This is a genomic window from Pseudomonas frigoris (assembly GCF_047758635.1).
Classification (GTDB): domain Bacteria; phylum Pseudomonadota; class Gammaproteobacteria; order Pseudomonadales; family Pseudomonadaceae; genus Aquipseudomonas; species Aquipseudomonas frigoris.
On record NZ_CP180479.1, the window covers coordinates 6,042,392 to 6,067,585 of the forward strand.

The 25,194-nt window shown below is 58.6% G+C and carries 21 protein-coding genes, 4 tRNA genes and 3 pseudogenes; 7 read left to right on the forward strand and 21 right to left on the reverse strand.

Going from position 1 to position 25,194, the window contains the following annotated elements; genetic code table 11:
- Position 1: 1 nt before the first annotated feature.
- Both ACMXYH_RS27865 and ACMXYH_RS27870 read right to left on the reverse strand, forming a co-directional pair.
- Positions 2-217, reverse strand: coding sequence for a hypothetical protein (locus tag ACMXYH_RS27865; RefSeq protein WP_033054332.1), 216 nt, complete (start codon positions 215-217; stop codon positions 2-4).
- A 63-nt stretch (positions 218-280) separates the two neighbouring features.
- Positions 281-970 carry an energy-coupling factor ABC transporter permease gene (locus tag ACMXYH_RS27870; RefSeq protein ID WP_415765564.1) on the reverse strand — a complete coding sequence of 230 codons (690 nt, stop codon included), beginning with the start codon at positions 968-970 and terminating at the stop codon, positions 281-283.
- An 897-nt stretch (positions 971-1,867) separates the two neighbouring features.
- On the opposite strand from ACMXYH_RS27870, the gene ACMXYH_RS27875 reads away from it, so the two are divergent.
- Positions 1,868-2,110: a DUF2790 domain-containing protein gene (locus ACMXYH_RS27875; protein ID WP_134422302.1), complete on the forward strand. Its 243-nt coding sequence runs from the start codon at positions 1,868-1,870 to the stop codon at positions 2,108-2,110.
- 20 nt (positions 2,111-2,130) lie between these two features.
- Here the strand turns inward: ACMXYH_RS27875 and ACMXYH_RS31490 are convergent.
- From ACMXYH_RS31490 to ACMXYH_RS27905, 6 genes and pseudogenes are all read right to left on the reverse strand, one after another.
- Positions 2,131-2,523 (reverse strand): annotated as a pseudogene (locus ACMXYH_RS31490) (methyl-accepting chemotaxis protein); the annotation flags it as partial.
- A 506-nt stretch (positions 2,524-3,029) separates the two neighbouring features.
- Positions 3,030-4,298: an OprD family porin gene (locus tag ACMXYH_RS27885; RefSeq protein WP_415765566.1), complete on the reverse strand. Its 1,269-nt coding sequence runs from the start codon at positions 4,296-4,298 to the stop codon at positions 3,030-3,032.
- 17 nt (positions 4,299-4,315) lie between these two features.
- Entirely contained in the window at positions 4,316-5,536 is a 1,221-nt protein-coding gene (locus tag ACMXYH_RS27890; RefSeq protein WP_415765568.1) for a benzoate/H(+) symporter BenE family transporter, read from the reverse strand.
- The gene (locus tag ACMXYH_RS27895) at positions 5,533-6,900 is read right to left on the reverse strand and encodes an aromatic acid/H+ symport family MFS transporter (protein WP_415765570.1); all 1,368 of its coding nucleotides are present in this window, start codon (positions 6,898-6,900) and stop codon (positions 5,533-5,535) included. The genes ACMXYH_RS27890 and ACMXYH_RS27895 overlap by 4 nt, the downstream gene beginning before the upstream one ends.
- Before the next feature lie 298 nt (positions 6,901-7,198).
- Positions 7,199-7,411 (reverse strand): annotated as a pseudogene (locus ACMXYH_RS27900) (FAD/FMN-containing dehydrogenase); the annotation flags it as partial.
- A 41-nt stretch (positions 7,412-7,452) separates the two neighbouring features.
- On the reverse strand, positions 7,453-8,274 hold the full coding sequence (locus tag ACMXYH_RS27905; RefSeq protein WP_415765572.1) for a carbon-nitrogen hydrolase family protein: 822 nt from the start codon (positions 8,272-8,274) through the stop codon (positions 7,453-7,455).
- A 193-nt stretch (positions 8,275-8,467) separates the two neighbouring features.
- On the opposite strand from ACMXYH_RS27905, the gene ACMXYH_RS27910 reads away from it, so the two are divergent.
- Positions 8,468-9,094: a DUF1780 domain-containing protein gene (locus tag ACMXYH_RS27910; protein WP_008154887.1), complete on the forward strand. Its 627-nt coding sequence runs from the start codon at positions 8,468-8,470 to the stop codon at positions 9,092-9,094.
- Positions 9,095-9,214: 120 nt separating this feature from the next.
- Here the strand turns inward: ACMXYH_RS27910 and ACMXYH_RS27915 are convergent, their stop codons facing one another.
- The 5 genes from ACMXYH_RS27915 to ACMXYH_RS27935 form a co-directional block, all read right to left on the reverse strand.
- Positions 9,215-10,408: a hypothetical protein gene (locus tag ACMXYH_RS27915; protein WP_415765573.1), complete on the reverse strand. Its 1,194-nt coding sequence runs from the start codon at positions 10,406-10,408 to the stop codon at positions 9,215-9,217.
- Between the two features lie 113 nt (positions 10,409-10,521).
- Complete coding sequence (locus ACMXYH_RS27920; RefSeq protein WP_415765574.1) at positions 10,522-11,871, reverse strand: aminotransferase class V-fold PLP-dependent enzyme; 1,350 nt, start codon at positions 11,869-11,871, stop codon at positions 10,522-10,524.
- A 17-nt stretch (positions 11,872-11,888) separates the two neighbouring features.
- The gene (locus tag ACMXYH_RS27925; protein ID WP_134422314.1) at positions 11,889-12,785 is read right to left on the reverse strand and encodes an EamA family transporter; all 897 of its coding nucleotides are present in this window, start codon (positions 12,783-12,785) and stop codon (positions 11,889-11,891) included.
- Positions 12,782-13,513: an ATP-grasp domain-containing protein gene (locus ACMXYH_RS27930; RefSeq protein WP_415765575.1), complete on the reverse strand. Its 732-nt coding sequence runs from the start codon at positions 13,511-13,513 to the stop codon at positions 12,782-12,784. Before ACMXYH_RS27930 ends, ACMXYH_RS27925 begins: the two co-directional genes overlap by 4 nt.
- A gap of 9 nt (positions 13,514-13,522) precedes the next feature.
- On the reverse strand, positions 13,523-14,782 hold the full coding sequence (locus ACMXYH_RS27935) for an MFS transporter (RefSeq protein WP_134422316.1): 1,260 nt from the start codon (positions 14,780-14,782) through the stop codon (positions 13,523-13,525).
- A 154-nt stretch (positions 14,783-14,936) separates the two neighbouring features.
- On the opposite strand from ACMXYH_RS27935, the gene ACMXYH_RS27940 reads away from it, so the two are divergent.
- The 5 genes and pseudogenes from ACMXYH_RS27940 to ACMXYH_RS27960 all read left to right on the forward strand — a co-directional run bounded on the left by ACMXYH_RS27940 (position 14,937) and on the right by ACMXYH_RS27960 (position 18,165).
- On the forward strand, positions 14,937-15,392 hold the full coding sequence (locus tag ACMXYH_RS27940) for a winged helix-turn-helix transcriptional regulator (RefSeq protein WP_415765577.1): 456 nt from the start codon (positions 14,937-14,939) through the stop codon (positions 15,390-15,392).
- 368 nt (positions 15,393-15,760) lie between these two features.
- Positions 15,761-15,850: pseudogene (locus ACMXYH_RS27945) on the forward strand (MOSC domain-containing protein); the annotation flags it as partial.
- 69 nt (positions 15,851-15,919) lie between these two features.
- The gene (locus ACMXYH_RS27950) at positions 15,920-16,093 is read left to right on the forward strand and encodes a DUF3094 domain-containing protein (RefSeq protein WP_008154890.1); all 174 of its coding nucleotides are present in this window, start codon (positions 15,920-15,922) and stop codon (positions 16,091-16,093) included.
- Between the two features lie 60 nt (positions 16,094-16,153).
- Entirely contained in the window at positions 16,154-17,452 is a 1,299-nt protein-coding gene (locus tag ACMXYH_RS27955; protein ID WP_415765578.1) for an NAD(P)/FAD-dependent oxidoreductase, read from the forward strand.
- A 314-nt stretch (positions 17,453-17,766) separates the two neighbouring features.
- On the forward strand, positions 17,767-18,165 hold the full coding sequence (locus ACMXYH_RS27960; protein WP_415765579.1) for an HvfA family oxazolone/thioamide-modified RiPP metallophore: 399 nt from the start codon (positions 17,767-17,769) through the stop codon (positions 18,163-18,165).
- Positions 18,166-18,227: 62 nt separating this feature from the next.
- Here the strand turns inward: ACMXYH_RS27960 and ACMXYH_RS27965 are convergent, their stop codons facing one another.
- The 8 genes from ACMXYH_RS27965 to rluD all read right to left on the reverse strand — a co-directional run bounded on the left by ACMXYH_RS27965 (position 18,228) and on the right by rluD (position 25,133).
- Positions 18,228-19,853 carry a methyl-accepting chemotaxis protein gene (locus ACMXYH_RS27965; RefSeq protein WP_415765580.1) on the reverse strand — a complete coding sequence of 542 codons (1,626 nt, stop codon included), beginning with the start codon at positions 19,851-19,853 and terminating at the stop codon, positions 18,228-18,230.
- A 167-nt stretch (positions 19,854-20,020) separates the two neighbouring features.
- Positions 20,021-20,097: transfer RNA gene (locus ACMXYH_RS27970), tRNA-Pro, on the reverse strand.
- Between the two features lie 97 nt (positions 20,098-20,194).
- Positions 20,195-20,270 (reverse strand) — tRNA-Lys (locus ACMXYH_RS27975).
- Between the two features lie 5 nt (positions 20,271-20,275).
- Positions 20,276-20,352, reverse strand: a tRNA-Pro gene (locus tag ACMXYH_RS27980).
- 9 nt (positions 20,353-20,361) lie between these two features.
- Positions 20,362-20,437: transfer RNA gene (locus ACMXYH_RS27985), tRNA-Asn, on the reverse strand.
- Between the two features lie 316 nt (positions 20,438-20,753).
- Positions 20,754-23,318 carry an ATP-dependent chaperone ClpB gene (clpB, locus tag ACMXYH_RS27990; RefSeq protein ID WP_415765582.1) on the reverse strand — a complete coding sequence of 855 codons (2,565 nt, stop codon included), beginning with the start codon at positions 23,316-23,318 and terminating at the stop codon, positions 20,754-20,756.
- A 130-nt stretch (positions 23,319-23,448) separates the two neighbouring features.
- A complete protein-coding gene (gene pgeF / locus ACMXYH_RS27995) occupies positions 23,449-24,174 on the reverse strand; it encodes a peptidoglycan editing factor PgeF (protein WP_415765583.1) in 726 nt (241 codons plus the stop codon).
- Complete coding sequence (gene rluD, locus ACMXYH_RS28000; protein ID WP_046048807.1) at positions 24,171-25,133, reverse strand: 23S rRNA pseudouridine(1911/1915/1917) synthase RluD; 963 nt, start codon at positions 25,131-25,133, stop codon at positions 24,171-24,173. Before rluD ends, pgeF begins: the two co-directional genes overlap by 4 nt.
- Between the last annotated feature and the right edge of the window lie 61 nt (positions 25,134-25,194).

Below are 25,194 nucleotides of genomic sequence, written 5' to 3' on the forward strand. Positions count from 1 at the left end.
TTCAAGGCCGCATAAAACCGTAGTCCTGGCTGTCATCGAGGTTTTCCGCAAGAAAGCGCAACTCATCGGCCAGGTCTTCGGCGCTGCGCACTGCCTTGCTCTGTTGCACCACTGCACTGAGCAAGGCGCGCAGGCTCAACCCCGGATCAAACCCCACTTCCTGCGCCCCATCCAGACTCTGACGCAACTCCTGCCTTGCCCATTCGTAGACGCTCATTTCGATGCTCCTGAAGGTTTTCCAGAGCATGGATTCGTGAGCGATTTTTGCCTTTGATGTGGATCAAGATTTGGGATCGTCGTCTTTCCAGGGGGCCGAAAGGTAGCGCGTGCGATTGAACGTCTCCAGCCACTCGGGGCAAAACACCACCAGCGCACTGACCACCATGCCGTTGATGAACGCTTCCGGGAAAATCAGCAGCCACAGATAACCGACAAAATCTTCCAGCCAATACGGCATGGCGAAACGTTCGTCGAACCACAGCAACCACAGCGCCAGCAGCAGGCACAGCAACGCCGACAGCGCCGCTGCAAAAAACCCGGACACGAAGATATACACAAAGGGATTACGTGGCTGCGCTCGCTCCACCAGGATGGCGCAGCACTCGGTGACCAGCACCGGCAGCAGAATCAGCAGCGCGCCGTTGACCCCCATCGCCGCCAGATCTTGCCGCCCGAGCAGTACTAGTCCCGCTTGCGCGACCAACCCGCCGACAATCGCCAGCGGCCAGTCGAGCAACAGGGTCACGGCGGTCATGCCGATAAAGTGGTAGGACACGCCGGTGTCGAAGTCTTGTCGCACCAGCCAGAGCATGAACAGCGCGAACACCGTGCCAAACAACAGATGTTGGCGGCGACTGTCGCTGAACAGTTCGACCCACGATGCTCGCGCAACGGCCCAGATCAGCACCGGTACATAGATCAACCACCCTACCGTAAGGGTTTCAGGTGACAGTAACTCGGCGCCGATCATGGCTGGGCACACTCCCTTGTCTTGCCGAAAGAGAACAGGCCCTCAGTCTACACCGGCCGTTGGATGGGCTTCGACTTTGCTCCGGAGGGTCGTTTTACGATTGGGGGCATATCCGTTGCTGCGGTAGCGGCTGCTGGCGGTTTCGCTTTTACAGCGAGTCACTTGGAGAAGCCCCAAGTAACCAAGGGCTCTTGCCCCGCCATTCGGTGCCTCGCTTAGGCTCGGCATGCCCTCACTCCGGCATTGCTCCGGGGGCCCGCCGCCATCGGCCATCCATGGCCGGGGGCGGCTACCGCGGCATCCTTGCCGCGGTGCCCCCTGCGCAACGCCTGCGTTCGGCCTCTGGGAAAGGGGCGGCAGATCTGAAGCCAAAGCAACAGCAACAGCAACGGCAACGGCAACGGCAACGGCAAGATCAACAGCTTCGCGAGCAAGCCCGCTCCCACATAAAGCAGATCGGCGTACAGCTTTTGCTACTCACCACTCAACAGGCCGAGCGTTAGCTCGCCTGCAGCTTTTGATCTTGATGCACCGCCCCCTCGAGAGGCCGAGCGCAGGTTCTGCGCAGTGGGCAACCCGGCATGGATGCCGGGTTAGCCGCCCCCGGCCATGGATGGCCGATGGCGGCGGGCCCACGGAGCAGGACCGGAGCGAGGGCATGCCGAGCCTAGGCGAGGCACCGAACGAAAGGGGCAAGAGCCCTTGGTTACTTGGGGCTTTTCCAAGTGACCCGCCGTAAGGGCGGAACCCTAAGTAGCCGTTACCGCAGAAACGGATATGCACACAAAACCAGCGATTGTTACGTTCCCTGCAACGCTGAATCAAACCCAGCCCCCTTTATCACTCACGGCCAAAGACTAAACTTCAAGCATCCGAATCAACACCGAGCCCACAAAAATGAAAACCCTGATCAGCCTGTTTCTGACCGTTGTCGCCACCTCGGCCATGGCCGCCGGCAACGAGCCCGCCGCTACCTCGTACAACCCGGCACAGCCGCTGGACATCGCCAAGGTCGTTTCAGTGTCGGACACCGCGACCGCCTGCGGGGTTGTGCCTGCGACCATGGAGTATGTCGATCATCAAGGCCAGACCCATCGCGTGACGTACGAGGTCATGGGTGATTGCACGAGCAACCTGTAATCACTGGCACACTGCACGACTCACACGATCATTCGTTTCGCCTGCAAGGCCAGATCATGCAGGCCGGCCAGGCGCGCCATGATGCGTTCGACCACCTCGACCCTGGCAACCGCACCGCTTTGCAGTTCGCCCATCGAGTGCAGGGCCACTCCGGCCTTTTCCAGGCCCAGACGTGTAGAGCCGGACAACTGCTGAAGACCTTGGCGTGCCTGTTCAGCGGACTGTTCCAGCCCCGTAGCGATTTGCCGGATCTGCGCACTGGAGTCCGCTGCCTGACGCGAGAGATTGCGCACCTCATCGGCCACCACCGCAAACCCTCGGCCATGGCTGCCCGCCCTCGCCGCCTCAATGGCTGCGTTCAACGCCAACAGGTTGGTCTGACGAGAAATGTCCTGGATGCTGCCGACAATCGCGCCGATGCGCATCGACTGACTGCCGAGCTCGTCGAACACTTGATCCAGACGCTGCATGTAGAGGTTCAGATCTTCCAGCACACCGGCCGAAGACTGCATGCTCAGCGCACTCGCGTTTACCCGTTCACCTGCCGTGCGCGCCAGTTGATTGGCAAAGCGCATGTCTTCCTCGGTTTGCAGCACGGACTCGGTCAATTGCTCCAGCGTGACCTGCACAACGGCCCCAGGCCACTCGCGCTCCGGCACTGTTGGCGGTGGCGCGAGCGGTGCTTCGATCGGTACAACAACCGGTTCGGCAGCCTGCCACACAGGTGCGGAAATCGACGCCAACGTTACCCTTGGCTGACGGCGATAAAGCACCGCCGCACACAGCAACGCGAGGTTGATCCCACCGGCCAGCATCAGCCGCTCGCTATCACCCCAGCCCAACATCACGGAGCCTGCGCCAGCCATCATCAACAGCAGATTCGCGCCGAGGTTGTAGGGCAGGTGTTCTTTTCCAGTGGTCATAGCAGTGTCCAGGTGTAGCTGAGGATCAGACGGTTCTCGTCGATATCACTGCGGTAGTTGGAACGGGCCATCACGTTGCGCACACGGATCCCAAGGCCTTTGAGGCTGCCGCTCTGCAGCACATAGCCGAGATCGAGATCACGCTCGCGGTCCTTGCCCTCGAACCCTTTGCCGGTATCGACATTGTTGCCGGTGATGTAGCGCACGGTGCTGGTCAGCCCCGGCACGCCGAGGGCCGCGAAATCGTAGTCGTAACGCGCCTGCCAGGAGCGCTCATCGGTGAAGGCGAACTCGTAGGTCGGCACCTCGTTACCCAGTGGGCTGATGTTGGCAAACACTCGGGGGAAGGCGCTGTCGCCGAACATGCCCTGATAACCGACATAGAACGTGTGGCCGCCACGCTTGGCCGACAGCAAGGAGAAGAACGCCTGGTTGTCGATGTTACCCAACAGCTTTTTGCCGTCTTCGCGCGAATCGTAATACCCGAGGTTGGCGCCCAGTATCCAGTTACCAAGTGGCTCGCTGTGCTTGAGGCCGAGGAAACGCTGGTTGTAGATATCTTCCAGTTGCCCGAACCAGGCGCTGACCGAACTGCGTTTATCGTTGAAAACGTAATCGGCGCCGGCAAAGTTGAAGCCATCACTGCTGACCTGACGCTGCGGTACATGACCGAGCATGGCTTGCATCTTTTCGTCGCCAGCCTCGTTGCGCAGGCTGGTGGAACTCAAGTGGCCACCTTGCAAGGTCAGGCCATTGATCTCGTTTGAGCTGATGCTCGCACCCTGATAGCTGGGCGGCAGCAAACGGATATCGCTGAAGGCCAGCACCGGCAGGTTGGGTTGCAGTTCGCCCACCTTCAGTTCGGTTTTGGAGAAACGCACCTTCAACGCGCCTTCCAGTCGGCTGTAATCATTCGCCGCGCGCCCATCACCCTGCACCGGCAGCAAACCGGTATTGACCCGGTCCGGGCTGCTGTCGAGTTTGAGGCCGAGCAGGCCAATGACATCCACACCAAAACCGACCGGGCCCTGGGTATAACCGGATTTGACGTTGAGGATGAAGCCCTGCGCCCACTCTTCGGCCTTCGATTGTTGGTTGGCCCCGACGATGTCGGAAAAGTCCCGGCTGAAGTAGTAATTGCGTGCTTGCAAGGTGGCGGTGGTGTCTTCGATGAAGCCACTCTCGGCCGCCATCGCACCGGCGGAGAAACTCGAGACGACAGCCATGGACAACACTGAACCGGTTGTTGGAAGAATCTGTTTCATCGTTTTTTCTCTTATTTTTATTGATCGACAGGTTGAAGTGCTTCAGCCGCAGCGTATTCGCGGCGGGGAACGGGACGACGGGCGTTTAACAACAAGTGCGTGACCATGCCGAAAATCAGCCCCCAAAAGGCGGCGGACAAACCCAACAACGACATGCCCGACGCCGTGGTCAGAAAGGTCACCAACGCGGCTTCGCGATCACTCGGCACGGCCATTGCGCCGGCCAACACCCCGGCAATCGCAGCGAACAGCGCCAGCCCGGCCAAGGCTGCGATCAGTTCTTTGGGGAACGCCGAAAACAGTGAAACCAGGGTGGCGCCGAAGATCCCCAGCACCAGGTAACACAGCCCGCCCACAACCCCGGCCACATAGCGTTTGCCGGGATCTTCATGGGCCTCGCGCCCGGTACAAATCGCCGCGGTGATGGCTGCCAGGTTCAGCCCATGGCAACCGAACGGTGCCAACAGCGCCGTGCCCACCGCACTGCTGGCGATGATCGGGCCGGCCGGTGTTGCGTAACCGCTGGCGCGCAGCACCGCCATGCCGGGAACGAACTGGCCGGTCAGCGCCACCATCACCAGCGGCAAGGCGATATTCAGCGTCGCGCTCAGGCTGAAGGCGGGCGTGATCCACACCGGCGTGGCCAACCCGATCACCAACGCCTCGCTGTGCAAATCACCGGCGAGAAAAGCCATCGAGCAGCCCACCAGCAGCACCATCAACACCGCATACCGCGGCATCAACCGTTTACAGATCAGGTACGTGACGAACATCGCCAGCACCAGCAGCGGCTTGCCCTGCAACGAGACGAATAAGCCGGTGCCGAAGCTGAACAGAATCCCCGCCAGCATCGCTGCCGCAATGGCCGCGGGCAGTTTGCCGATGATCCGGTCAAACGCCCCCGACACCCCGACCAGAAAAACAATCAGGCTGCTGACCAGATAGGCACCCACCGCCTCCGGCATGGAGATCCCTGGCAACAGCGCCACCAGCAACGCTGACCCCGGCGCCGACCACGCGATGATCACCGGGACGCGGTAACGCAGGCTCAGACCGATGCCGAGCACGGCGCTGCCGATGGAAATCGCCCAGATCCATGACGACAGCACCTCCCGCGAGAGGTGCGCGGTCTCGGCGGCCTGGAAGATGATCACCAAAGGGCCTGCATAGGAAATCACCGTGGCGATAAACCCGGCGACTGCCGCAGACAGGGAAAAGTCCCGGACTAACGCTCTCATGAAACGTCGCCAACAGACCCGTCGAGCGAACCATGGCGCAGGCCCGACAGCGCTTGTTTAGCACTGCGCCGACTGCTGATGGCGAACACGGTCATGGCAATCGCGGCCACCGCACCGGGCAAGGCAAAGGCCATGAAATTCAGTTGCAGCGGCAGGCTAATCCCGAGCAAGGCACCGCCCAGCAGCGGTCCGACGATGGCACCGTTGCGCCCGATGCCCGAGGCCCAACCCAAACCGGTTGAGCGAATGGTCATGGAGTAGAACTGTGCGGCGCAGGCGTACAACAGAATCTGCGAGCCGATGGTGGTGGCGCCGGCGATGGCGATCAGCAGGTACAACAGCGGCATCGGGCTGTTGAAACCCAGCAAGGTGATCGACACCGCAGCCACGGCGAAGAACACCGCCAACACCCGCGGCAGGTTGAGTTTGTCCCCCAGCACACCGCCGCCGACCGCGCCGAAAATGGCACCGAAGTTGAGCACCAGCAGGAACGACAGACTCGACCCCAGGCTGTAACCGGCGTTGGCCATCAGTTTCGGCAACCAGGAACTCAAGGCGTAGACCATCAGCAAGCAGCAGAAAAACGCCAGCCACAACATCAGCGTGCGCAGCGCACGACCTTCGCGAAACAGTTGCAACACCGGGGTGCCGGTGCCCTTCACTTCGCTCATGTGCAACAGATCGCTGGCGTGTGCGACGTAAGCCGGATCAATCCGTTCCAGAATGTGGCGCGCCTCTTCATTGCGCCCCTGACGCAGCATGAAACCCACCGACTCGGGCAGGAAGTACATGATCAACGGCAACAACAGCAACGGCAGCACCGCCACGTAAAACACCGATTGCCAGCCAAAACTCGGGATCAGCACGATACCGAGCCCCGCCGAGAGCATGCCGCCCACCGAGTAGCCGCTGAACATGATCGCCACCAGCGTGCTGCGAATCTTTTTCGGCGCGTACTCGTTCATCAGCGCCACGACGTTGGGCATCACCCCGCCAATGCCCAGGCCAGCAATGAACCGACAGAGGCCAAACTCGGTGGGATTTCGGGCAAATCCATTGAGCACGGTAAAACCGCTGAAGAGCATCACGCAGATCGTGATGGCTTTTTTGCGGCCGATCCTGTCCGACAGCGGGCCGAAGAACAGCGCGCCGAACATCATTCCGAACAGTGCATAACTGCCCAGTGCGCCTGCTTGCAGGGGACTGAGCCCCCACTCTTTCATCAGCATCGGCAGCACCACGCCGTAGATCACCAAATCGTAACCGTCGAAGATGATGATCAGGGCACACCAGAACAGCACCATCCAGTGAAAGCGGTTGAATCGTGCGTTGTCGATAACCTCATGTACGTCGATCTTGCGCATGGCATTTATCTCTTGTTGTTATTTTTAGAGCGTCGGTAAAGCGGCTTACGTCCGTACAGCCGAGGGTAGAGGCGACAGGCACGGGGCAATATCCGCTTTGCGCAGATCGCTATCCGTTTTGTGCAATGCCCTGAACCGGGCGTGGGATGAGGATTGTCGCGGGCATGGCGCGCCGCAGATCCGGCAGATCGGAACCTCTCCGATGAACTGCCTTCATTGCGATCACATTTGAACGCTAAGCGCGGGCTGATGGATGACTCAGATGTCAGCGTCTGCGGTCACAGGCACTCTGCACCAATCAGGGCAGGGCCTTCTCCAGCGCCTCACGCAATTGCGCAGCCGTGGCGTATTCGTGCTGAGCCACCAATTGACCGTCCTTGAGCTGCAGCCACAGCACTTTATCCACAGGCCCGGGATAGCGCGGCGCCACGCGACCATCACGGTCAAGCATCACTCGATAGGCATAATCGCGCATGGCCGGTACAGCGAACATTTTCGCGATCAGTCGAGGCCGCCCCCTTCGCATACCCCGTCGCCGTGACCTGGAGCGCGCTACCGATATACAGGTCCTGAGAGCGTGTAACGTCGAGCCTCTTTTAAAAGATCGCTGCACATGACATTACCTTGAGCTTCTCCCTTGGGGCCGATAGACAGTTGGGTCAATTCAAGGCTGGTTTCTTGCCGGGATTGAACGAGCTTGTTTCCGGCGGCATCTATGATCTGACTTTCTCCACAAAAGCGAGCGTCCATTTGCAGCCCCGATTCGACGCCTGTTCTATTGCAGGAAACGAGCGGCAGGCCGTTCTCCATCGCGCGGACTCGCATGATATCGCCGGTCCATGGGCCGCCATAGTTGACCGGGCAGCAATAGAGTTTCGCGCCGTCCAGAGCGAGCAATCGAGCGGCCTCAGGAAGCCATAGATCAAAACAGATCAGAACCCCAAAGCGAATCTTGCCATCATCAAAGCATTGCCAGCGGTCACCTTCCTCGAAGAGTTTCTTCTCCAGGTCTGTGATATGGCACTTGCGTTGTTTACCCAGCCACTTGCCTCGACTCACCACAATGGCTGTGTTGTAAAGATTCTCACCATCGCGTTCGACCATGCCGGCAACTAATGTCGCCTGCTTCTGCGCTGACAAGTCTTGCAAAAAACCGGCAAACGCTCCCGTTTGAGCACAATCGGCAAAAGGCAAAAGCTCTTCTTTTGAATCGAAGAGATAACCCGTCGTACACATTTCAGGCAGCACGAGTAGATCAAACTCAGCATCCTTGAGGCCGTCAGCAATTGTTTGGCAATTGAACTCAGGCCTTTTGAATGCCACAGGAAACTGAAAGTATCCCGTGATGATTTGGGTTGCTCCTGTTGTTTTCATAAAACCTCCAGAACTGTCCTCCCGGAGAAGATACAGAAAAGGACAAACCGGACACTGGCGGGGAAACATCAGGCAACAATGATCAAAGAAGCGCCGCAAGCGCCCGGACGCCGATGAAGCCCGCTGGACCATAACGACCTCGTGTCGATGCAAAGCTTTCAGCTTGTCGCATTTGAACGCTAAGCTTGGGCTTATGGATGACTCAGATTATTTACGCCTGCTGACCATCGCGGCCGAGCAAGCCAACGCGTTCCTGTCCAATGCCCGCAAATGGGAGCGTGAGCGTTGGGTCTGTCAGCGCCTGCTGCAAGGCCTGAACATTCCCTATCGCGCCGACGAATTCGCCCCGGCCGGGGAGCCGCCGGACGTGCTGTTTCGTGACGCCAGTTTCGAAGTGTTTTTTGTGCTCGATGAAGGCCGACGCCTCAACGACGAATGGCGCGATGAGCTGCAACGCCGGCGCAGCGCGTTTTCTCTGAGTTCGCTGGTGCGCCGCGAGGCCAAGCCCCGGCGCATTCCGGCGAATGAATTCTTGCTGAGACTGGCGCCGACCTTGCGCAAAAAAGCGCACAACTACAAAGAACGCGGCATGGACCTGGGCGAACTTGACATCATCGCCTTCGCAAGCCTCAAGCGCGAAGTGCTGGACCTCAACAGCCATTTCCCGCCGCCGACCGAATACCTGCGCCAGGGCTGGCGCTCGTTGTCGCTGGTCGGTCCGACCTTCGCCCGTGTGCTGTTTGCGCACCCGGACGCACCGGATTTCCTGCGCAGCAACCTGGGTCGCAGCATTGTTTTCGATGTCGGGATCAGCCTGTGAGTCCATTGCAGGAACTGATTGCCGAAGTGCCGCAAACGGGTCGCGTTTGCAGACGATCTTCCAGGCGCGGGATGCCTTTACTGACTGCCGAAGCTGTTAAGTGAAATGCAGGGCGACTTTTCAGGCACCCACTGCTTCGACGCGCGTATGCCCTCGGGCAAAGCGGGTCGCCGATGTCTGCAACAACAGAACGACGGTCAATGTGACCAGCAGGAACGGAAGCAGCCAGGCGTTCTCGATCATTGCCAATTGCAGGCTGAGGATCAACAGCAGCACCGGCGTGGCCAGGGCATTCGCCCGGCTGACATACAAGCCCACAGCGGCCTCGCTGTAGCGGCAGGCGATGGCGACACGGATATGCACCCGCGCGCCGCCGAAAGCCATACCGAGAATCAACAGGCTCAGTGCTTTCAGTATCAGTGTGTCTGGCATCAGCAACCACATTGACGTGGAAATCACCGCCAGCGCAATCAGGGCTGACAGATAAGCCAACAGGTTACGACCGGTATTGGCAATGATGACCAGCACCCCGATCAGCGCCATGCCCATGCCGAACACCGCATCGAGCACACCCAGTTCAAACAGCGCCCAGCCGTGGCTCGACACATAGACGGGCAACATAAAGTTGAACGCCCCGAGGATTGGCCAGATAAGTACCATCGGCACAAACAGCGCTAGCGGAAGCTTGGCTGGAGCCGCTACTTCGCCAGCCTCCTGCGCCGCCACCGGTAGACTGTCACGCGTGTAGCAAATGGCTGCGACCAACAAGAAGCCGGCGCACAGCAAAATGGAGAACCCAACACCGGTCAGAATCGGCATCAAGCCCGCCGCCAGCAAAGGGCCGATCATCAGGGCCGCCTGGCTGGTGGCGGTGGTTGCCCCGCTGATCCGGCGTACCATCGTTTCGTCCATGCCACGTTGAATCTGGGTGAACCACATATCCAGGCTGGCTTCGAGCAGCATGATCATCAGCCAGACAAACAGATTGATGATCAGCAGGCCGATGGTAAAGTCTCTGGATGCTCCCGAAACCAGGCTGAGGCCGGTCAGACACATCAGAAACCAGCTGCTCACCTGGCGGCCGTTCATTCGGCTCGACAGGCGCTTGATCATCACTGGCGTGACAAAGGCCGGTATAAACGAGCAGAAAATCGCCAGCGCCAACGGCAGGTAATCGCCTTCGTTCTGATTGAGTATGGTCCACGTCAACGAGACCAGCAGCGCGCCGGAAAACAGTCGATAAACCGTCGAGCAGACCAGGAACATAGTCAGCTCTTTTGAAGTGCTTTTCATGACGACTTGTTTTTCATTCATGGAATCGATCCTTGCCCTTGAGTACGCGGCCATTCTTCAATTGAATTCCTGACGCCAGCGACTGCGCCACAGTTGTGCAAGTGCATGAGGCTGGCGTCGATCCGGGCTGGGTGTCAGGCTAGAGTGCGCATCACCCTGAGGGTCTTGTCGATGTCTTCCGGCGTGTTGATGATCCCGGCGGAGAACCGTACTGTCGAATGGCGGTAGGGTGTGGCACTGGCGATGATCTTCTGCGCCTTTAGCCTGGCCACCACATCTTTGGGGGCCCAGCCTTTTACATCACAGCAGACGATTCCGGCGGAGAACTGCGCAGACTGGGGCGTATGCAGGTGCACATTGGGCAGCTTCGACAATCCTTCCTTCAGCTGTCCATTGAGTTCAGCGACGCGGTCAGCAATGCGCTTGCGGCCGATCTGCTTGACGAACTCGAACGCTTCGATCACGCCCCATTGGTTTTCGAACGCCAGGAAGCCTCCGGGACTGACCCAGGCACCCTGTGTGTCTCCCTGAGGGTCGCGCTGTTGGCGCCAGGCATTAGCGGGCTCGGCTGCCATGATGGTGGGAATGGTCGGCGTGATCTGCGCCCACTGACCTTCACGGGCCCAGACCAGGCCCGTACCGTGCGGACCAAGGATCCACTTGTGCGTCCCTGCGCTGAAAAAGTCGCAACCCAGGCTGGCGACCTGGGCCTCGAAACAGCCGAAGCCGTGCACACCGTCGATCACATAGATGATTCTGTCTGCCTCGGAGCGATCCTGATTGACTCGCGCCACGAGTGCACCTATCTCCTGCACCGGTAAACGCACCCCGCTGCCCGAATGCACCCAGGTCATTGCCAGGATCCGGGTCGAGGGCCTGATGGCTGCTTCAATGCGGGCGACGATTGCGTCAACACTGACATCCTCGGGCCGTTCGTAAAGGTCAATTCTTCTCAGGCTCCCGCCCCATTTGACGACAGCCAGGCGCATGGCCACATCGTGGGTGTACCACTCGTGGTTGGTCGTCAGGATTTCCTGGTCGGGTGTCAGTTTGAGACCGTTGTAGACCATCGCCAGGCCCTGCGTGGTACTGGTCGTCAGTGCGATGTCCTCGGCCCGTCCGCCGGTATAGTCTGCTGCTGTTGCGCAGACCTTGCGCCAGACCATCTCCTCGGGTCTGGCGAACATATTGTCTTCCAGGTAGGTGTAGGGGTTTTCATCGAATGCCTGCCGGTGGCGGGCCATCGCATCGCGCACGGGCTTCGGGTTGGAGGCAAGAAAGAAGTTGGAAATGTGCACAAACTCCGGAGACAGTTTGAACTGCGCACGCACGGATGCCCAGTCGTTGGGGTCCAGTGTCGCTACAGAGTCATCCTGAACAGGCACATTGCCCACCTGTGCGCCAGCCACGCCTGCGATCATGCTGCCTCCGATCAGAGTCGCTCCAACAGCCGCACCCATGAAATCACGTCTTCCCAGACTCATACCAACTCCCTGTCGATTCATATTGAAGTACGCGCAGGATGCGCGAACACAGCATTGAAAATACGCTGTCCATAGAGGCCTACGGCCAGGCCGAGCACAATCAGAACCACCGCCAGTACTTTGCTCAGCGGCACACTTTCGTTGAATACAAAAACAGAACCGAGCATGCCGAAGATCGGCACCAGCAACGACAGTGGTGCTACCGTCGAGACCGGGTAGGTCTTGAGCAGCGAGTTCCATATCCAGTAGGCGAACAGGGTATTGGGGTAGACCTGAAACAGAATCGACAGCACGGCGGTCGTGTCTACCTGATTGACGAACGTGGTATAGCCGGCGCTGCCATTAACCGCGTAATCGAGGGCGAACAACGGGATCGGCGCGAAGGCGCTGGACCAGACCAGAAAACCAAAGACATCCTTGGTGCTGGCCTTCTTGTTGATGATATTGGCGACGCTCCATGAGGCCGCGCCAACCAGCACCAGAAGCACGCCTGGCAGGCTGACCGAGCCATCGCTGATCATGATGATGCACAGGAGCCCGGCGAGTGCGATCAGCATGCCCAGTAGCTGAAAGCGTGTCAGTGCTTCCTTGAACACCCACCCGCCCAGCAGGATCGTGAAGAACGCGCTGAACTGCAGCACCAGCGAGGCGATCCCTGCCGAGAGTCCGGCCTTGATGCCCAGGTTTACCACGCCCCACAGACCAATGCCGAACACCAGTCCGTAACCGATGATGTAGCGCCACGGCACATCGGGCTTGCGGATGAAGAAGATCGCCGGTAACGCACAGAGACTGAAGCGGATGCCCGCCAGGATGAACGGATCTACGGTTGCCAGCCCCAGTTTGATCACCGAGAAATTGACACCCCAGATTGCCGTGATCAGTACAGCCAACACTACGTGTAGTGGTTTCATTGATGAGTTGCCTTAATGATGTTGGGCTTTGTCACGCTACGGACGTCAGGTTTTCGGCGAGGCTCACTCGGGAAAACAGCGCTTGCATCCAGGCCTGGGTCTGTTGCGGTTCTGCAGTCTTGACGATGCCTGCCAGGGGTGCCTCGAAGGCCGAATAAGTCACGTGCTCCGGCAGCAGCGCGGCCCGGTTGCAGTTCGTTCCATTGCACGACGAATGGGCTTGCCCGCAGTTCGTCTGCGCCGTCCAGGCCGTAATAGATCCGCTCTCGGTGGGTGTGCCCGGGGAATACAAACCAGCCGAAGCCCAGGTTTGGCTGCCGCTCAGTCAGATGCGCGATATCCAGCTCGCCCTCAACGTGGATGCGCAACTCCAGCGACGGCATGTGGATGCCGGTGGCCAGCTCATAGGTCGCTACCACATCTGCGCCTCCAACCCGGTTACCCACCTCAAGGAACACCGGTTCGTCACCATCCATGATTGCTTCCAGATGGAACGCGCCATTGCGGATCTGCACCGCTTCCAGCGCGGCGCCGACCCATGCTTGCATCTGCGCGGAGGTCTCCAAGTGCCAGGAGCCGAGAGGATGGCCGCGCTCCATGTAGTCCAGACATGTTCCTACGTATTGGCTGGAAAGCATGGTGAGGATCCGGCCGTTCAGTACCAGGCCGTCGAAATGGCGGATGGGGCCACTGATATATTCTTCGACCTGAAAATCTTCGATACACAAGGACAGATCCTATCGGGAGGTCAGTTCCAGATACAACCAATACAGCAGGGCTATCCCACTGATGGCAGCACCCAACAGGCAAACGGCCACCCAGCCAAAGTGAGCATAAGTGTAAGTGGCAGCTATTGCGCCCAAACCGCTACCCACTGAGTAGAAACACATATACGCGCCCACCAGACGGCTTTGCGCATCGGGCCGCGCCGCGAAGATCAGGCTCTGATTGGTCACATGCACCGCTTGCACGGCAAAGTCCAGCAGTACTACGCCCACCACCATGGCCAGTAATGAACTTTCAACAAACGCGGTTGGCAGCCAGGACAAGGTCAATAGCGCCAGAGCAACGCCTGTCGTGCGATTGCCGAGCCCTTGGTCGGCCAGTCGCCCGGCCCGTGCTGCGGCCAGCGCGCCAGCCACTCCGGCCAGACCGAACAGGCCAATCTGGGTATGTGAAAGCGACAGCGGAGGCGCGCTTAGTGGTAGGACCATTGCGGTCCACAACACACTGAATGCGGCGAATATGAGCAGGGCAAAGGTGCCTCTGACGCGCAGCGTGTGTTCTGTCAGATACAACTGGAAGACCGAACGCAGTAACTGCCAGTAGCTGCCTTTGGCTGGCGGCGTTGTCGACGCCGGCATGGTTCGGTACAGCACCAACGCCATGCCAACCATCAAGGCTGCCGACATGAAGTAGACGCCTCGCCATCCGGCCAGGTCAGCCATCGCGCCAGAGACGAAGCGGGCGAGCAGAATGCCCAGCACTACGCCACTGGTCACCGTTCCGATGGCTTGACCTCGCTGGTCCGGGCTCGCCAGTGTGGCAGCGTAGGCGACCACCACTTGAACCACGACGGCCATCAGACCGACCAGCACCATCGCGCCGAGCAGCATGCCCCAACCTTGGGCCAGTCCTACTGCGCACAAGGCTACGGCCGACATCAGCATCTGCGCCAGGATGAGTTTCTTGCGGTTCAGCAGATCGCCCAGAGGGACTATGAAAAGCAGCCCCACCGCGTATCCGGCCTGAGTAGCAGTGACCACCACTCCGATAGTGCTGGGCGGAACCGACAGGCTGGCGGCCATGGACTCAAGCAGCGGTTGTGCGAAATAGACATTGGCCACGGCCATAGCGCAGGTGATAGCGAAGAGAAGTGTCTGGTAATGGCTGAGGGTGGTGGCTGCACGCCCCTGAGGTAGCAGGGTAGTGGCTCCGCCTGCTGATTTTTCGGCTTCGAAGTCCATTTTCAAAGGTTTTTGGGGGTTCAGCGTCATCACTCCATCCTTGGAAGTATGTGGTTTTGAAAGAAAACCGATGCGTTGATTTTTTAGCAAACCTGGTTCTAAAATACAACTAGATATTTCAAAATATTTTCGTCTGACGTTAGAACTTTTTCATAAACAATCTGCCCCGGAAGGTTGGAGAGTCATGGCCAGACAAAAGCTACTGGCACAGAGCGAATGCCCTGTGGCCCGGACTCTCGAAGCTATCGGAGATCGCTGGGTGTTGATGATCATTCGCGACGCTTTCGATGACGTTCGCCGCTTCAGTGAATTCCAGAAGCGTCTTGGCCTTGCCAAAAACATCCTTACGGTCAAACTCAAAATGTTGGTCGAGTTGGGCGTATTCGAAGTCCAACCGGCGTCCGACGGCAGTGCCTACAAGGAGTATGTTTTAACCGAGATGGGGCGCTCCGTGTTCCCCATAGTGGTCAGCATGCGCCAGTGGGGTGAGCGCTTCCTCTACAGCAAGGGCGAGAGTTATTCGGTGCTGCTGGACAGCGACCTGTCGGAGCCGGTCGAGACCATCAGGGTCCGCTCCAGAGCGGGCAAGGTATTGACCCCGGCAGATTGCCACCGGCGCTTGGTTGAGCGCGATGCTTGATAGTCGCCGCTCTGCCGACAACTCAGGCAGGCATCCTGTTTTTTAAGGAAAGCGTCATGGGCATCGAAATCCTCTCTCTGCCGCCAGGACGGTCGCCACCGGGTTCAGGCGACGCCTTGGGAGGCGGGTAATTCTCATTGGGTTTATCCGCTAGAGATCGTCGACACCGAACGCAATCATTGCGTGTTCGCATTCAAAAACAGGCTATGCACAGCAGACCGAGCGGTCTGGCTCGACGCTGTACGAGTAGAAATGGTGCTGCGCCAATACCCGGGACGTTTGACCGGCTCGGCCCCATCTCGAAAAAAAAATTTATGCGTGTTTGGGTCGATTTGGAGAAATATCAGTACTTCTGCTTGGGGTAACTAATGTTACAAAGTGGAATCATTCGCCTGGACGATACGGTGAGCGTCGAGCCCATTCCTGCCAGCGGCTATGCTCCGTTCAATGTGGGCTAACGTGTTACAACCGCAGCCTGCTTGTAGCTTCTACACATTTAGCAACGTCTACCCCTGACGAGGCCCAATATGACCAGCCGCCTGAACCCCGACGACCAAAAGCATGTCGAAGAGTACCTGCAACTGTCCCAGCACCAAGTCGAGCGCCGGCCTTTCCGGCCGTGGATGCTCCTGGTGGTGGTGTTGGCAGTGACCATTGGTTTAGGCCTGTTGAGCCGACTTATCAGTTACCTGACGCTATGAGCAGCATCGCGCTCGCTCGGGTAATTGCACCGATTTCTTTTAGCCTTGCGAGATATCCCCATGACTCATCGTATTGTCATCGTTGGCGGCGGCGCCGGCGGTCTGGAGTTGGCTACCCGTCTGGGTAAGACTCTGGGCAAGCGCGGCACGGCCAGTGTGATGCTGGTCGACGCGAACCTGACCCACATCTGGAAACCGCTGTTGCACGAAGTGGCGGCAGGTTCCCTGAACTCTTCCGAAGACGAACTCAACTATGTTGCCCAGGCGAAATGGAACCACTTCGAGTTCCAGCTGGGGCGCATGAGCGGGCTTGATCGCGCACAGAAGAAAATCCAGCTGGCCGCCACCTACGGCGAAGCCGGCATTGAACTGGTCCCGGCGCGCGAAGTGGGTTATGACTCGCTGGTGATCGCGGTCGGCAGCACCACCAACGATTTCGGAACTCAGGGCGCGGCGCAACACTGCCTGTTCCTCGACACCCGCAAACAGGCCGAGCGTTTCCATCAGCAATTGCTCAACCATTACCTGCGCGCCCATGCCGGGCAAACCGATGTGGTAGAGCAGATCAGCGTCGCCATCGTCGGCGCCGGTGCCACCGGGGTTGAACTGGCCGCCGAATTGCACAACGCCGCGCATGAATTGGCCGCCTATGGTCTTGACCGGATCAAACCGGAAAACATGCACATCACCCTGATCGAAGCCGGGCCACGGGTGCTGCCGGCCCTGCCGGAACGTATCGGCGGGCCTGTGCATAAAACCCTGGAGAAACTCGGGGTCAACGTCATGACCAATGCCGCCGTCAGTGAAGTGACAGCCGACAGCCTGATTACCGCCGATGGCAAAGTCATCAACGCCAGCCTGAAAGTCTGGGCCGCCGGGATTCGCGCACCGGGTTTTCTCAAGGACATCGATGGTCTGGAGACCAACCGGATCAATCAGCTGCAAGTACTGCCGACCCTGCAAACCACCCGCGACGAGAACATCTTCGCCTTCGGTGACTGCGCGGCCTGCCCGCAACCGGGCACCGATCGCAATGTACCGCCACGCGCCCAGGCTGCGCATCAGCAAGCTTCGTTGCTGGCCAAATCGCTGAAACTGCGGATCGAAGGCAAGCCTCTGCCTGCGTACAAATACACCGACTACGGCTCGCTGATCTCGCTGTCGCGTTCTTCGGCTGTGGGTAACTTGATGGGCAACCTCACCGGCAGCGTGATGCTTGAAGGCTGGCTGGCGCGGATGTTTTACGTGTCGCTGTATCGCATGCACCAGATGGCGCTGTATGGCGCGTTTCGTACGGCGATGTTGATGTTGGGGAGCAAGATCGGGCGCGGGACTGAGCCGCGGTTGAAGCTGCACTGATACAAAAACCTGTGGGAGCGAGCTTGCTCGCGATGGCGGCGTGTCAGGCGACATTGATGTCGACGGACGCTATCGCGAGCAAGCTCGCTCCCACATTTGTTAGTCAGTGCCTTGCAGATCTGTGTCTCACTGTATCTCCCCCCGCCGTTTCACCCCTTCGCTTACAAACGCCCCCCTTGCGCGACACAGTAGCGATACACCACGCCCGCTAAATGGCCACACCCAAGCAAGGCTCCCCGCCAGCTACGGTTATCGCCGCACTTACGTGGCGTCCTTTATCGAACGGTTGTGTCGTGCAACCCAGGAGTATTGAAATGTCCCGTACAACCAAAAACACTATCGGTTTGCTCGGCGCTGTTTTGGCCGGTGGCATGATGTTGTCCGGCGCTGTGTTCGCCTCGCAACCTCTGACTCAGGGCTACCTGCTGGCCTCGGCCGAACAGGTTGTGAAAACCCCTGAAGGTAAATGTGGCGAAGGCAAGTGTGGCGATGCTTCGATGGCAAAAACCGACACGGATGGCGATGGCAAGGTCTCCCGTGCCGAATTCCAGAAAGTCGCGCCGAAGTCCAATTTCGACAAGATCGACACCAACCATGACGGCTTCATCGACGAGCAAGAGGCTTACGACAACGTGAAAGCCAACTTCGAAGCCAATGGCAAGAAAATGCCAAAAGGTTTGTTCGAGCACCTGAAAGACCAAGACGGCGCCTAAGTTTCCGAGAACCAAGCCGCGCTTTTCCGTCGAGAAGCGCGGCTTTCTTGTGTCTGGAACATTTAAAGCTGGAAGCGCCGCACCATGCCCTGCAAGGCATTGGCCAGCTGAGACAGCTCATGGCTGGACGCGCTGGTCTGATCCGCCCCGGCAGCAGATCGCACCGAAAGGTCACGAATATTCACCAGGTTACGGTCGACTTCACGTGCCACCTGTGCCTGTTCTTCGGCAGCGCTGGCGATCACCAGATTGCGCTCGTGGATCTGATGGACCGACGCGGTGATGGTCTGCAACGCTTCGCCTGCACGCTCGGCCAAGGCCAACGTGCTGGCCGCACGGGTTGAGCTGGCCTGCATGGAATCCAGCGCCTGAGTTGAGCCGTTACGCATGCCCTGAACCATTTGCTCGATTTCCTGAGTCGATTGCTGCGTGCGATAAGCCAGCGCGCGGACTTCATCGGCAACCACTGCGAAACCGCGACCGCTTTCCCCGGCGCGCGCCGCTTCAATGGCAGCGTTGAGGGCCAGCAAGTTGGTTTGCTCGGCAATCGCACGAATCACATCCAGCACCTTGCCGATGTCCTGAGACTGGTTGGCCAGGGACTGCACCAATCCGCCCGTGATCTGCACATCGCTGGCCAGGGCGCCGATGGCGGTGACTGTTTCGCTGACCCGCTCCTGGCCCGCGTGCGCGGACTCACTGGATTGGCGCGTGGCATCGGAGGTAGACACCGCGTTGCGAGCGACCTCCTCCACCGCGGTGGTCATTTCAGTGACAGCCGTCGCCGCTTGTTCGATCTCGTTGTTCTGCTGTTGCAGGTTCTGCGTGCTGTCGAGCGTGACCGCATTCAACTCGTCAGCCGCTGTCGCCAATTGCGCCGCCGAGCCGCTGATACCTTGCAAGGTTTCACGCAGGTTGCGCTGCATGGTCGCCAACGCCTTGATCAAGCGACTCACTTCATCGTTGCCATGGGTTTCGATGGGGCGCGTCAGGTCGCCTCGTGCCACGTTTTCCGCGGCATTCAACGCTTCGTTCAACGGTTTGACGATGCTGCGGGTCAGCAGCATGGCCAGGCCGACGGTGGCCAACGCCGCCAATGCGATGAACAGGCTGACGATCATCCGCGAAGTTTCGTAATGCGCTGCGGATTTCTGGCTCTCGGCGGCGACTTTTTTGGCGAACAGATCCGCCAGGTCTGTGAGCTGTTTGCCGGATCCATCGACCACGGTTTTCATGTCGATCAGCAGCAGTTTGGTCAGTTCGTCACGGCGACCCTGTTCGGCCAGGGAGAACGATTGAGCAATGCCGGAGCGATAATCCGCGAAGGTGGTTTTGAACTGGTCATACAAGGCCTTGCCTTCTGCGGTGTTGACCAACTGATCATAAGCCGCAATCTTCTGGCTCAACTCTTTGTCGCGAGTGTCCATCTGGCCACGGTAGACAGGAATGTTCTTCGGATCCTGATCCAGGGCCATGCGCAGGGAAATGGTACGGATGCGCAGCATGATTTCGCGGATCTCGTCACCACCGCGAATGCTCGGCAGCCATTGTTTCTCCACCGCCACCTCGCTGTCGCGAATGCTCGACATCTGCCCCAGGGCAAAAATCCCGAGCAAAGCGACCAATACGGCTATCAGGGCGAACCCCAAGGCTGCCCGAGGAGCGATATTTAACTGACGAAGCACCATAACGAACGCCCTTTTCTTGTAGTGGCTTGGATAAGGGGCGTTGTTTCGGCAGTACCCCGTCGCCTCGTTATCGGCAAGTTGTACGATGACTGAAGTGTTATTTCTCGAAGACAAAAAATCGAAGACAAAAAAAATCCCCGTATCTTTCGATACGAAGATTTTTAATATGGTCGGGGTAAGGGGATTCGAACTCCTGACATCCTGCTCCCAAAGCAGGCGCGCTACCGGACTGCGCTATACCCCGGTAATAAAAAGGCGACCTTTAAAAAGTCGCCTTCTTCGATCAGTGCTTTTGGCCTCTGATCTTAAGATCTGACCCCAGCGTTAACTGGTTTCAAAAATGGTGGGTCGTGTGGGATTCGAACCTACGACCAATTGGTTAAAAGCCAACTGCTCTACCAACTGAGCTAACGACCCAAAAATGGTCGGGGTAAGGGGATTCGAACTCCTGACATCCTGCTCCCAAAGCAGGCGCGCTACCGGACTGCGCTATACCCCGGCTTGAAATTGGCTCCGTGACCAGGACTCGAACCTGGGACCCAATGATTAACAGTCATTTGCTCTACCGACTGAGCTATCACGGAACTACATATTTCAATTACTACTGATATTTCAATTTACAACTGTGAAGCTTGCTTCACCTCTTCGACCCGTTCGCATCGCTGCGTTCGTGTGTCTGAGGCGCGCTATTCTACAATCTTAAGCACCTCTGTCAACCCCCTAAATTGCTTTCAAGTTAATGATTTGCAACTTATTTCAGATTCCTGCTTGGGGAGCGGGAACCCTTAAGGGCGACTTACTGCGGGGCGCACTTTACAAGCCTTTTCCTTTCAGTTCAACAGCCTGGCGAAAAAAAGGCCTCGCAATGCGAGGCCTCCTCTCTTTTACTGTGGCCAGGGATCAGACGAAGACGATTTCGTCGTTTTCCACGACACCCTTGGCGGTATCGCCCGGCATGAAACGACCGGACAGAATCAGCTGCGCCAGCGGGTTCTCGATCCAGCGCTGAATTGCTCGTTTGAGCGGCCGTGCGCCGTAAACCGGGTCGTAACCTACCGCGATCAGCTTATCCATGGCCTCAGGGCTGAGATCAAGCTTCAGCTCGCGCTCGGTCAGGCGACTGCGCAGGCGACCCAACTGGATCTCGGTAATGCCCGCGATCTGATCCCGAGCCAACGGCTCGAAGATCACCACTTCATCGACCCGGTTGATGAACTCCGGCCGGAAGTGCGTGGAAATCGCATCCATCACCGCCGCACGCTGCGCTTCACGATCACCGACCAATTCCTGGATCTGCACCGAACCGAGGTTTGAGGTCATGACAATCACGGTATTTTTGAAATCCACCGTGCGGCCATGACTGTCGGTCAGTCGGCCATCTTCCAGCACTTGCAGCAAGATGTTGAAAACGTCCGGGTGGGCCTTCTCGACCTCGTCCAGGAGGATCACCGAATAAGGCTTGCGACGCACCGCCTCGGTCAAGTAACCGCCCTCTTCATAGCCTACGTAGCCTGGTGGCGCGCCGATCAGGCGAGCCACGGAATGTTTTTCCATGAATTCGGACATGTCGATCCGCACCATCGCCTCTTCCGTATCAAAGAGGAACTCGGCCAGCGCCTTGCACAGCTCGGTTTTACCGACACCGGTAGGGCCGAGGAACATGAACGAGCCGCTCGGGCGATTAGGATCGGACAAACCGGCGCGGGACCGCCGCACGGCGTTGGAAACGGCAATCACCGCTTCGTCCTGGCCGATCACACGTTGGTGCAACAGGCTTTCCATCTTCATCAGCTTGTCGCGCTCGCCTTCGAGCATTTTCGACACCGGAATGCCGGTCCACTTCGAAACGACTTCAGCAATCTCTTCTTCGGTCACCTTGCTGCGCAGTAACTGGTTTTCAGTTTTGCCGTGCTGGTCGACCATTTGCAGGCTGCGCTCCAGGTCCGGGATGATCCCGTACTGCAACTCGGCCATGCGGTTCAAGTCGCCTTTGCGGCGGGCAGCTTCCAGTTCCTGACGGGACTGTTCGATTTTCTGCTGGATCTGCGCAGAACCCTGGACTTCGGCTTTTTCCGCGTTCCAGATTTCCTCCAGGTCCGAGTACTCGCGCTCGTGACGAACGATTTCTTCCTGGAGTTTTTCCAGACGTTTTATCGCGGCTTCGTCGCTTTCTTTCTTCAGCGCCTGGGATTCCACCTTCAGCTGAATCAGACGACGCTCCAGACGATCGAGCACTTCGGGCTTGGAGTCGATCTCCATGCGGATGCGGCTAGCCGCTTCGTCGATCAGGTCAATGGCTTTGTCCGGCAGCTGACGGTCAGTGATGTAGCGATGACTGAGCTTGGCCGCAGCGATGATCGCGCCGTCGGTGATCGCCACCTTGTGGTGAACCTCATAACGCTCTTTCAGGCCACGCAGAATCGCGATGGTGTCTTCTTCGCTCGGCTCGTCCACCAGCACTTTCTGGAAGCGCCGTTCGAGGGCCGCATCCTTCTCTATATATTGGCGATACTCGTTGAGCGTGGTCGCGCCGACGCAGTGCAGCTCACCACGAGCCAGGGCGGGTTTGAGCATGTTGCCCGCGTCCATCGAGCCTTCGCCTTTACCGGCGCCGACCATGGTGTGCAGTTCGTCGATGAACAGAATGATCTGTCCTTCCTGCTTCGACAGTTCGTTGAGCAGGGATTTGAGGCGCTCTTCGAACTCGCCACGGTACTTGGCACCGGCAATCAGCGACCCCATGTCCAGGGACAGCAGACGCTTGCCTTTCAATCCATCCGGCACTTCGCCGTTGATGATGCGCTGGGCCAGGCCCTCGGCGATGGCAGTTTTACCCACGCCAGGCTCACCGATCAGCACCGGGTTGTTCTTGGTGCGGCGTTGCAGGACCTGAATGGTCCGGCGAATTTCGTCGTCACGGCCGATCACCGGATCGAGCTTGCCTTCTTCGGCACGCTTGGTCAGGTCGACGGTGTATTTATCCAGCGCCTGACGCGACTCTTCGTGGTTGGCGTCATTGACAGCCTCACCACCGCGCAGGTTGTTGATCGCGTTTTCCAGGGCTTTCTTGCTGACGCCCTGGCCGAGCAACAATTTGCCGAGCTTGCTGTTCTCGTCCATGGCGGCGAGCAACACCAGCTCGCTGGAGATGAACTGGTCACCCTTCTGCTGGGCCAGACGATCGGCCTGATTGAGCAGGCGCGCCAAATCCTGCGACATGTTGACGTCGCCGGTCGGGTTCTGGATTTTTGGCAGTTGGTCGAGCTCTTTGGTCAGCTCTTTACGCAGGCTGTTGACGTCAAAGCCAACCTGCATCAACAGGGGTTTGATCGAACCACCCTGCTGTTCAAGCATGGCTTGCATCAAGTGCGCCGGTTCAATCCCCGGATGATCGAGGCCGACGGCCAGGGATTGGGCGTCGGACAAGGCTAACTGCAACTTGCTGGTTAAACGGTCTATACGCATGGGTCACCTTCCTTTTGAGCAGGCCGGACCTATAAAACATCCTGAATGAAGAAACCTGCCAGATACCGTTATAGATGCGGTCGATTCTGGGAGTTTCAAGCGTCGTGACGTTGATGTAGGTCAGCTAATTCTAGCGTTCGAGCCAGATCAGGGAGGCAAACCGACCGGTGCGTGGACTGCGGCGGTAAGAAAAGAAGCGTGGATCGGTCACGGTACAGAAACCGCCACCATAAACAGCGGTGACACCGCGAGCCGCCAGACGTAAGCGCGCCAGCTCGTAAATGTCAGCGATGAATTTGCCAGCATTTTGACTCGGTACGAAGGCTTTGGCGGCTTCGGGCAATTGCTCGACGAAAGTTTCGCGCACTTCAGGGCCGACTTCAAAGGCTTGCGGGCCTATGGCCGGGCCGAGCCAGACCAGCACTTCTTCTGGTGGCACGGCCAGCGTGTCTAGAGTCGCTTCCAGCACACCCGCCGCCAACCCGCGCCAACCGGCATGGGCCGCCGCGACGCGAGTACCTGCACGGTCGCAAAACAATGCAGGCAGGCAATCCGCGGTCATCGCCGTACAGGCAATACCGGGCGTTGCCGTCCAGCTGGCATCGGCAGTGGCCACCTGGCTTGGGTCTGCGTGGGCCACGGCAATGCCGTGAACCTGCTTTAACCAGGCCGGTTGAATAGAGAAATGATCGGTGAGGCGACGGCGGTTTTCGGCAACAGCTTCGGGGCTGTCATCGACGTGATCGCCGAGGTTGAGGCTGTCGAACGGCGCCAGACTGACGCCGCCCGCACGGGTGGTAACGCAGGCTTTCACCCCGGCAGGCGCAGGCCAGTCGGGAATCAGCCAGTCACTCATCCGATGAACGCCTCACGATCTTGCTTGAGCAGCGTCAGCAACCAGACGAAATCGTCCGGCAGTGGCGATTCCCAGCTCATGCGTTTACCGGTGGTCGGGTGATCCAGCTCCAGGAACCGCGCATGCAGCGCCTGACGCGGGAACGCCTTCAACGATTCGATCATGGTCACACTGGCTGCCGGCGGAATGCGGAAACGACCGCCGTAGGCAGGATCTCCGACCAACGGGAAGTTGATGTGAGCCATATGCACACGAATCTGGTGCGTACGACCGGTTTCCAGCTTCACCCGCACGTGAGTGTGGGAGCGGAAACGCTCGAGCACGCGGTAATGACTGACGGCTTGCTTGCCACCTTCCATCACGGCCATGCGCTGGCGTTGCTGACCATGACGACCGATCGGCGCGTTGATCTTGCCGCCGGCAGTCACCACACCGATCACGATGCACTCGTAGATCCGGCTTACGCTGCGGCTCTGCAATTGCGTGACAAGCTGTGTCTGCGCCTGAATGGTCTTGGCCACCACCATCAGACCGGTGGTGTCCTTGTCCAGGCGATGCACGATACCGGCGCGGGGCACATTGATGATGTCCGGCACGTGGTGCAGCAAGGCGTTGAGCAAGGTGCCATCGGCATGACCGGCGGCAGGATGCACCACCAGACCCGCGGGTTTGTTGATCACCAGGATGTCGTCATCTTCATAGACGATGTCCAGCTCGATGTCTTGAGCGATCCATTCGCCCTGAGCTTCCTGCTCGGCAGTGAGTTCAAGAATGGCACCACCATGAACGATGTCTCGCGGGCGGATAACCGCCCCATCCACAGTCAGGCGGCCGTCTTTGATCCAGGCGGAAAGGCGCGAGCGCGAGTGCTCAGCGAATAATTGTGCGGCGACTTGATCGAGGCGTTGGCCGCCCAATTCGGACGGCACCTCTGCGCGAAGTTCAATTTTATCGGACATGCTCAGACTAGGCGTCGGCACAGCCTTTGGTTTCGGCTGCGCGCTTGTGGTTAAATACGGC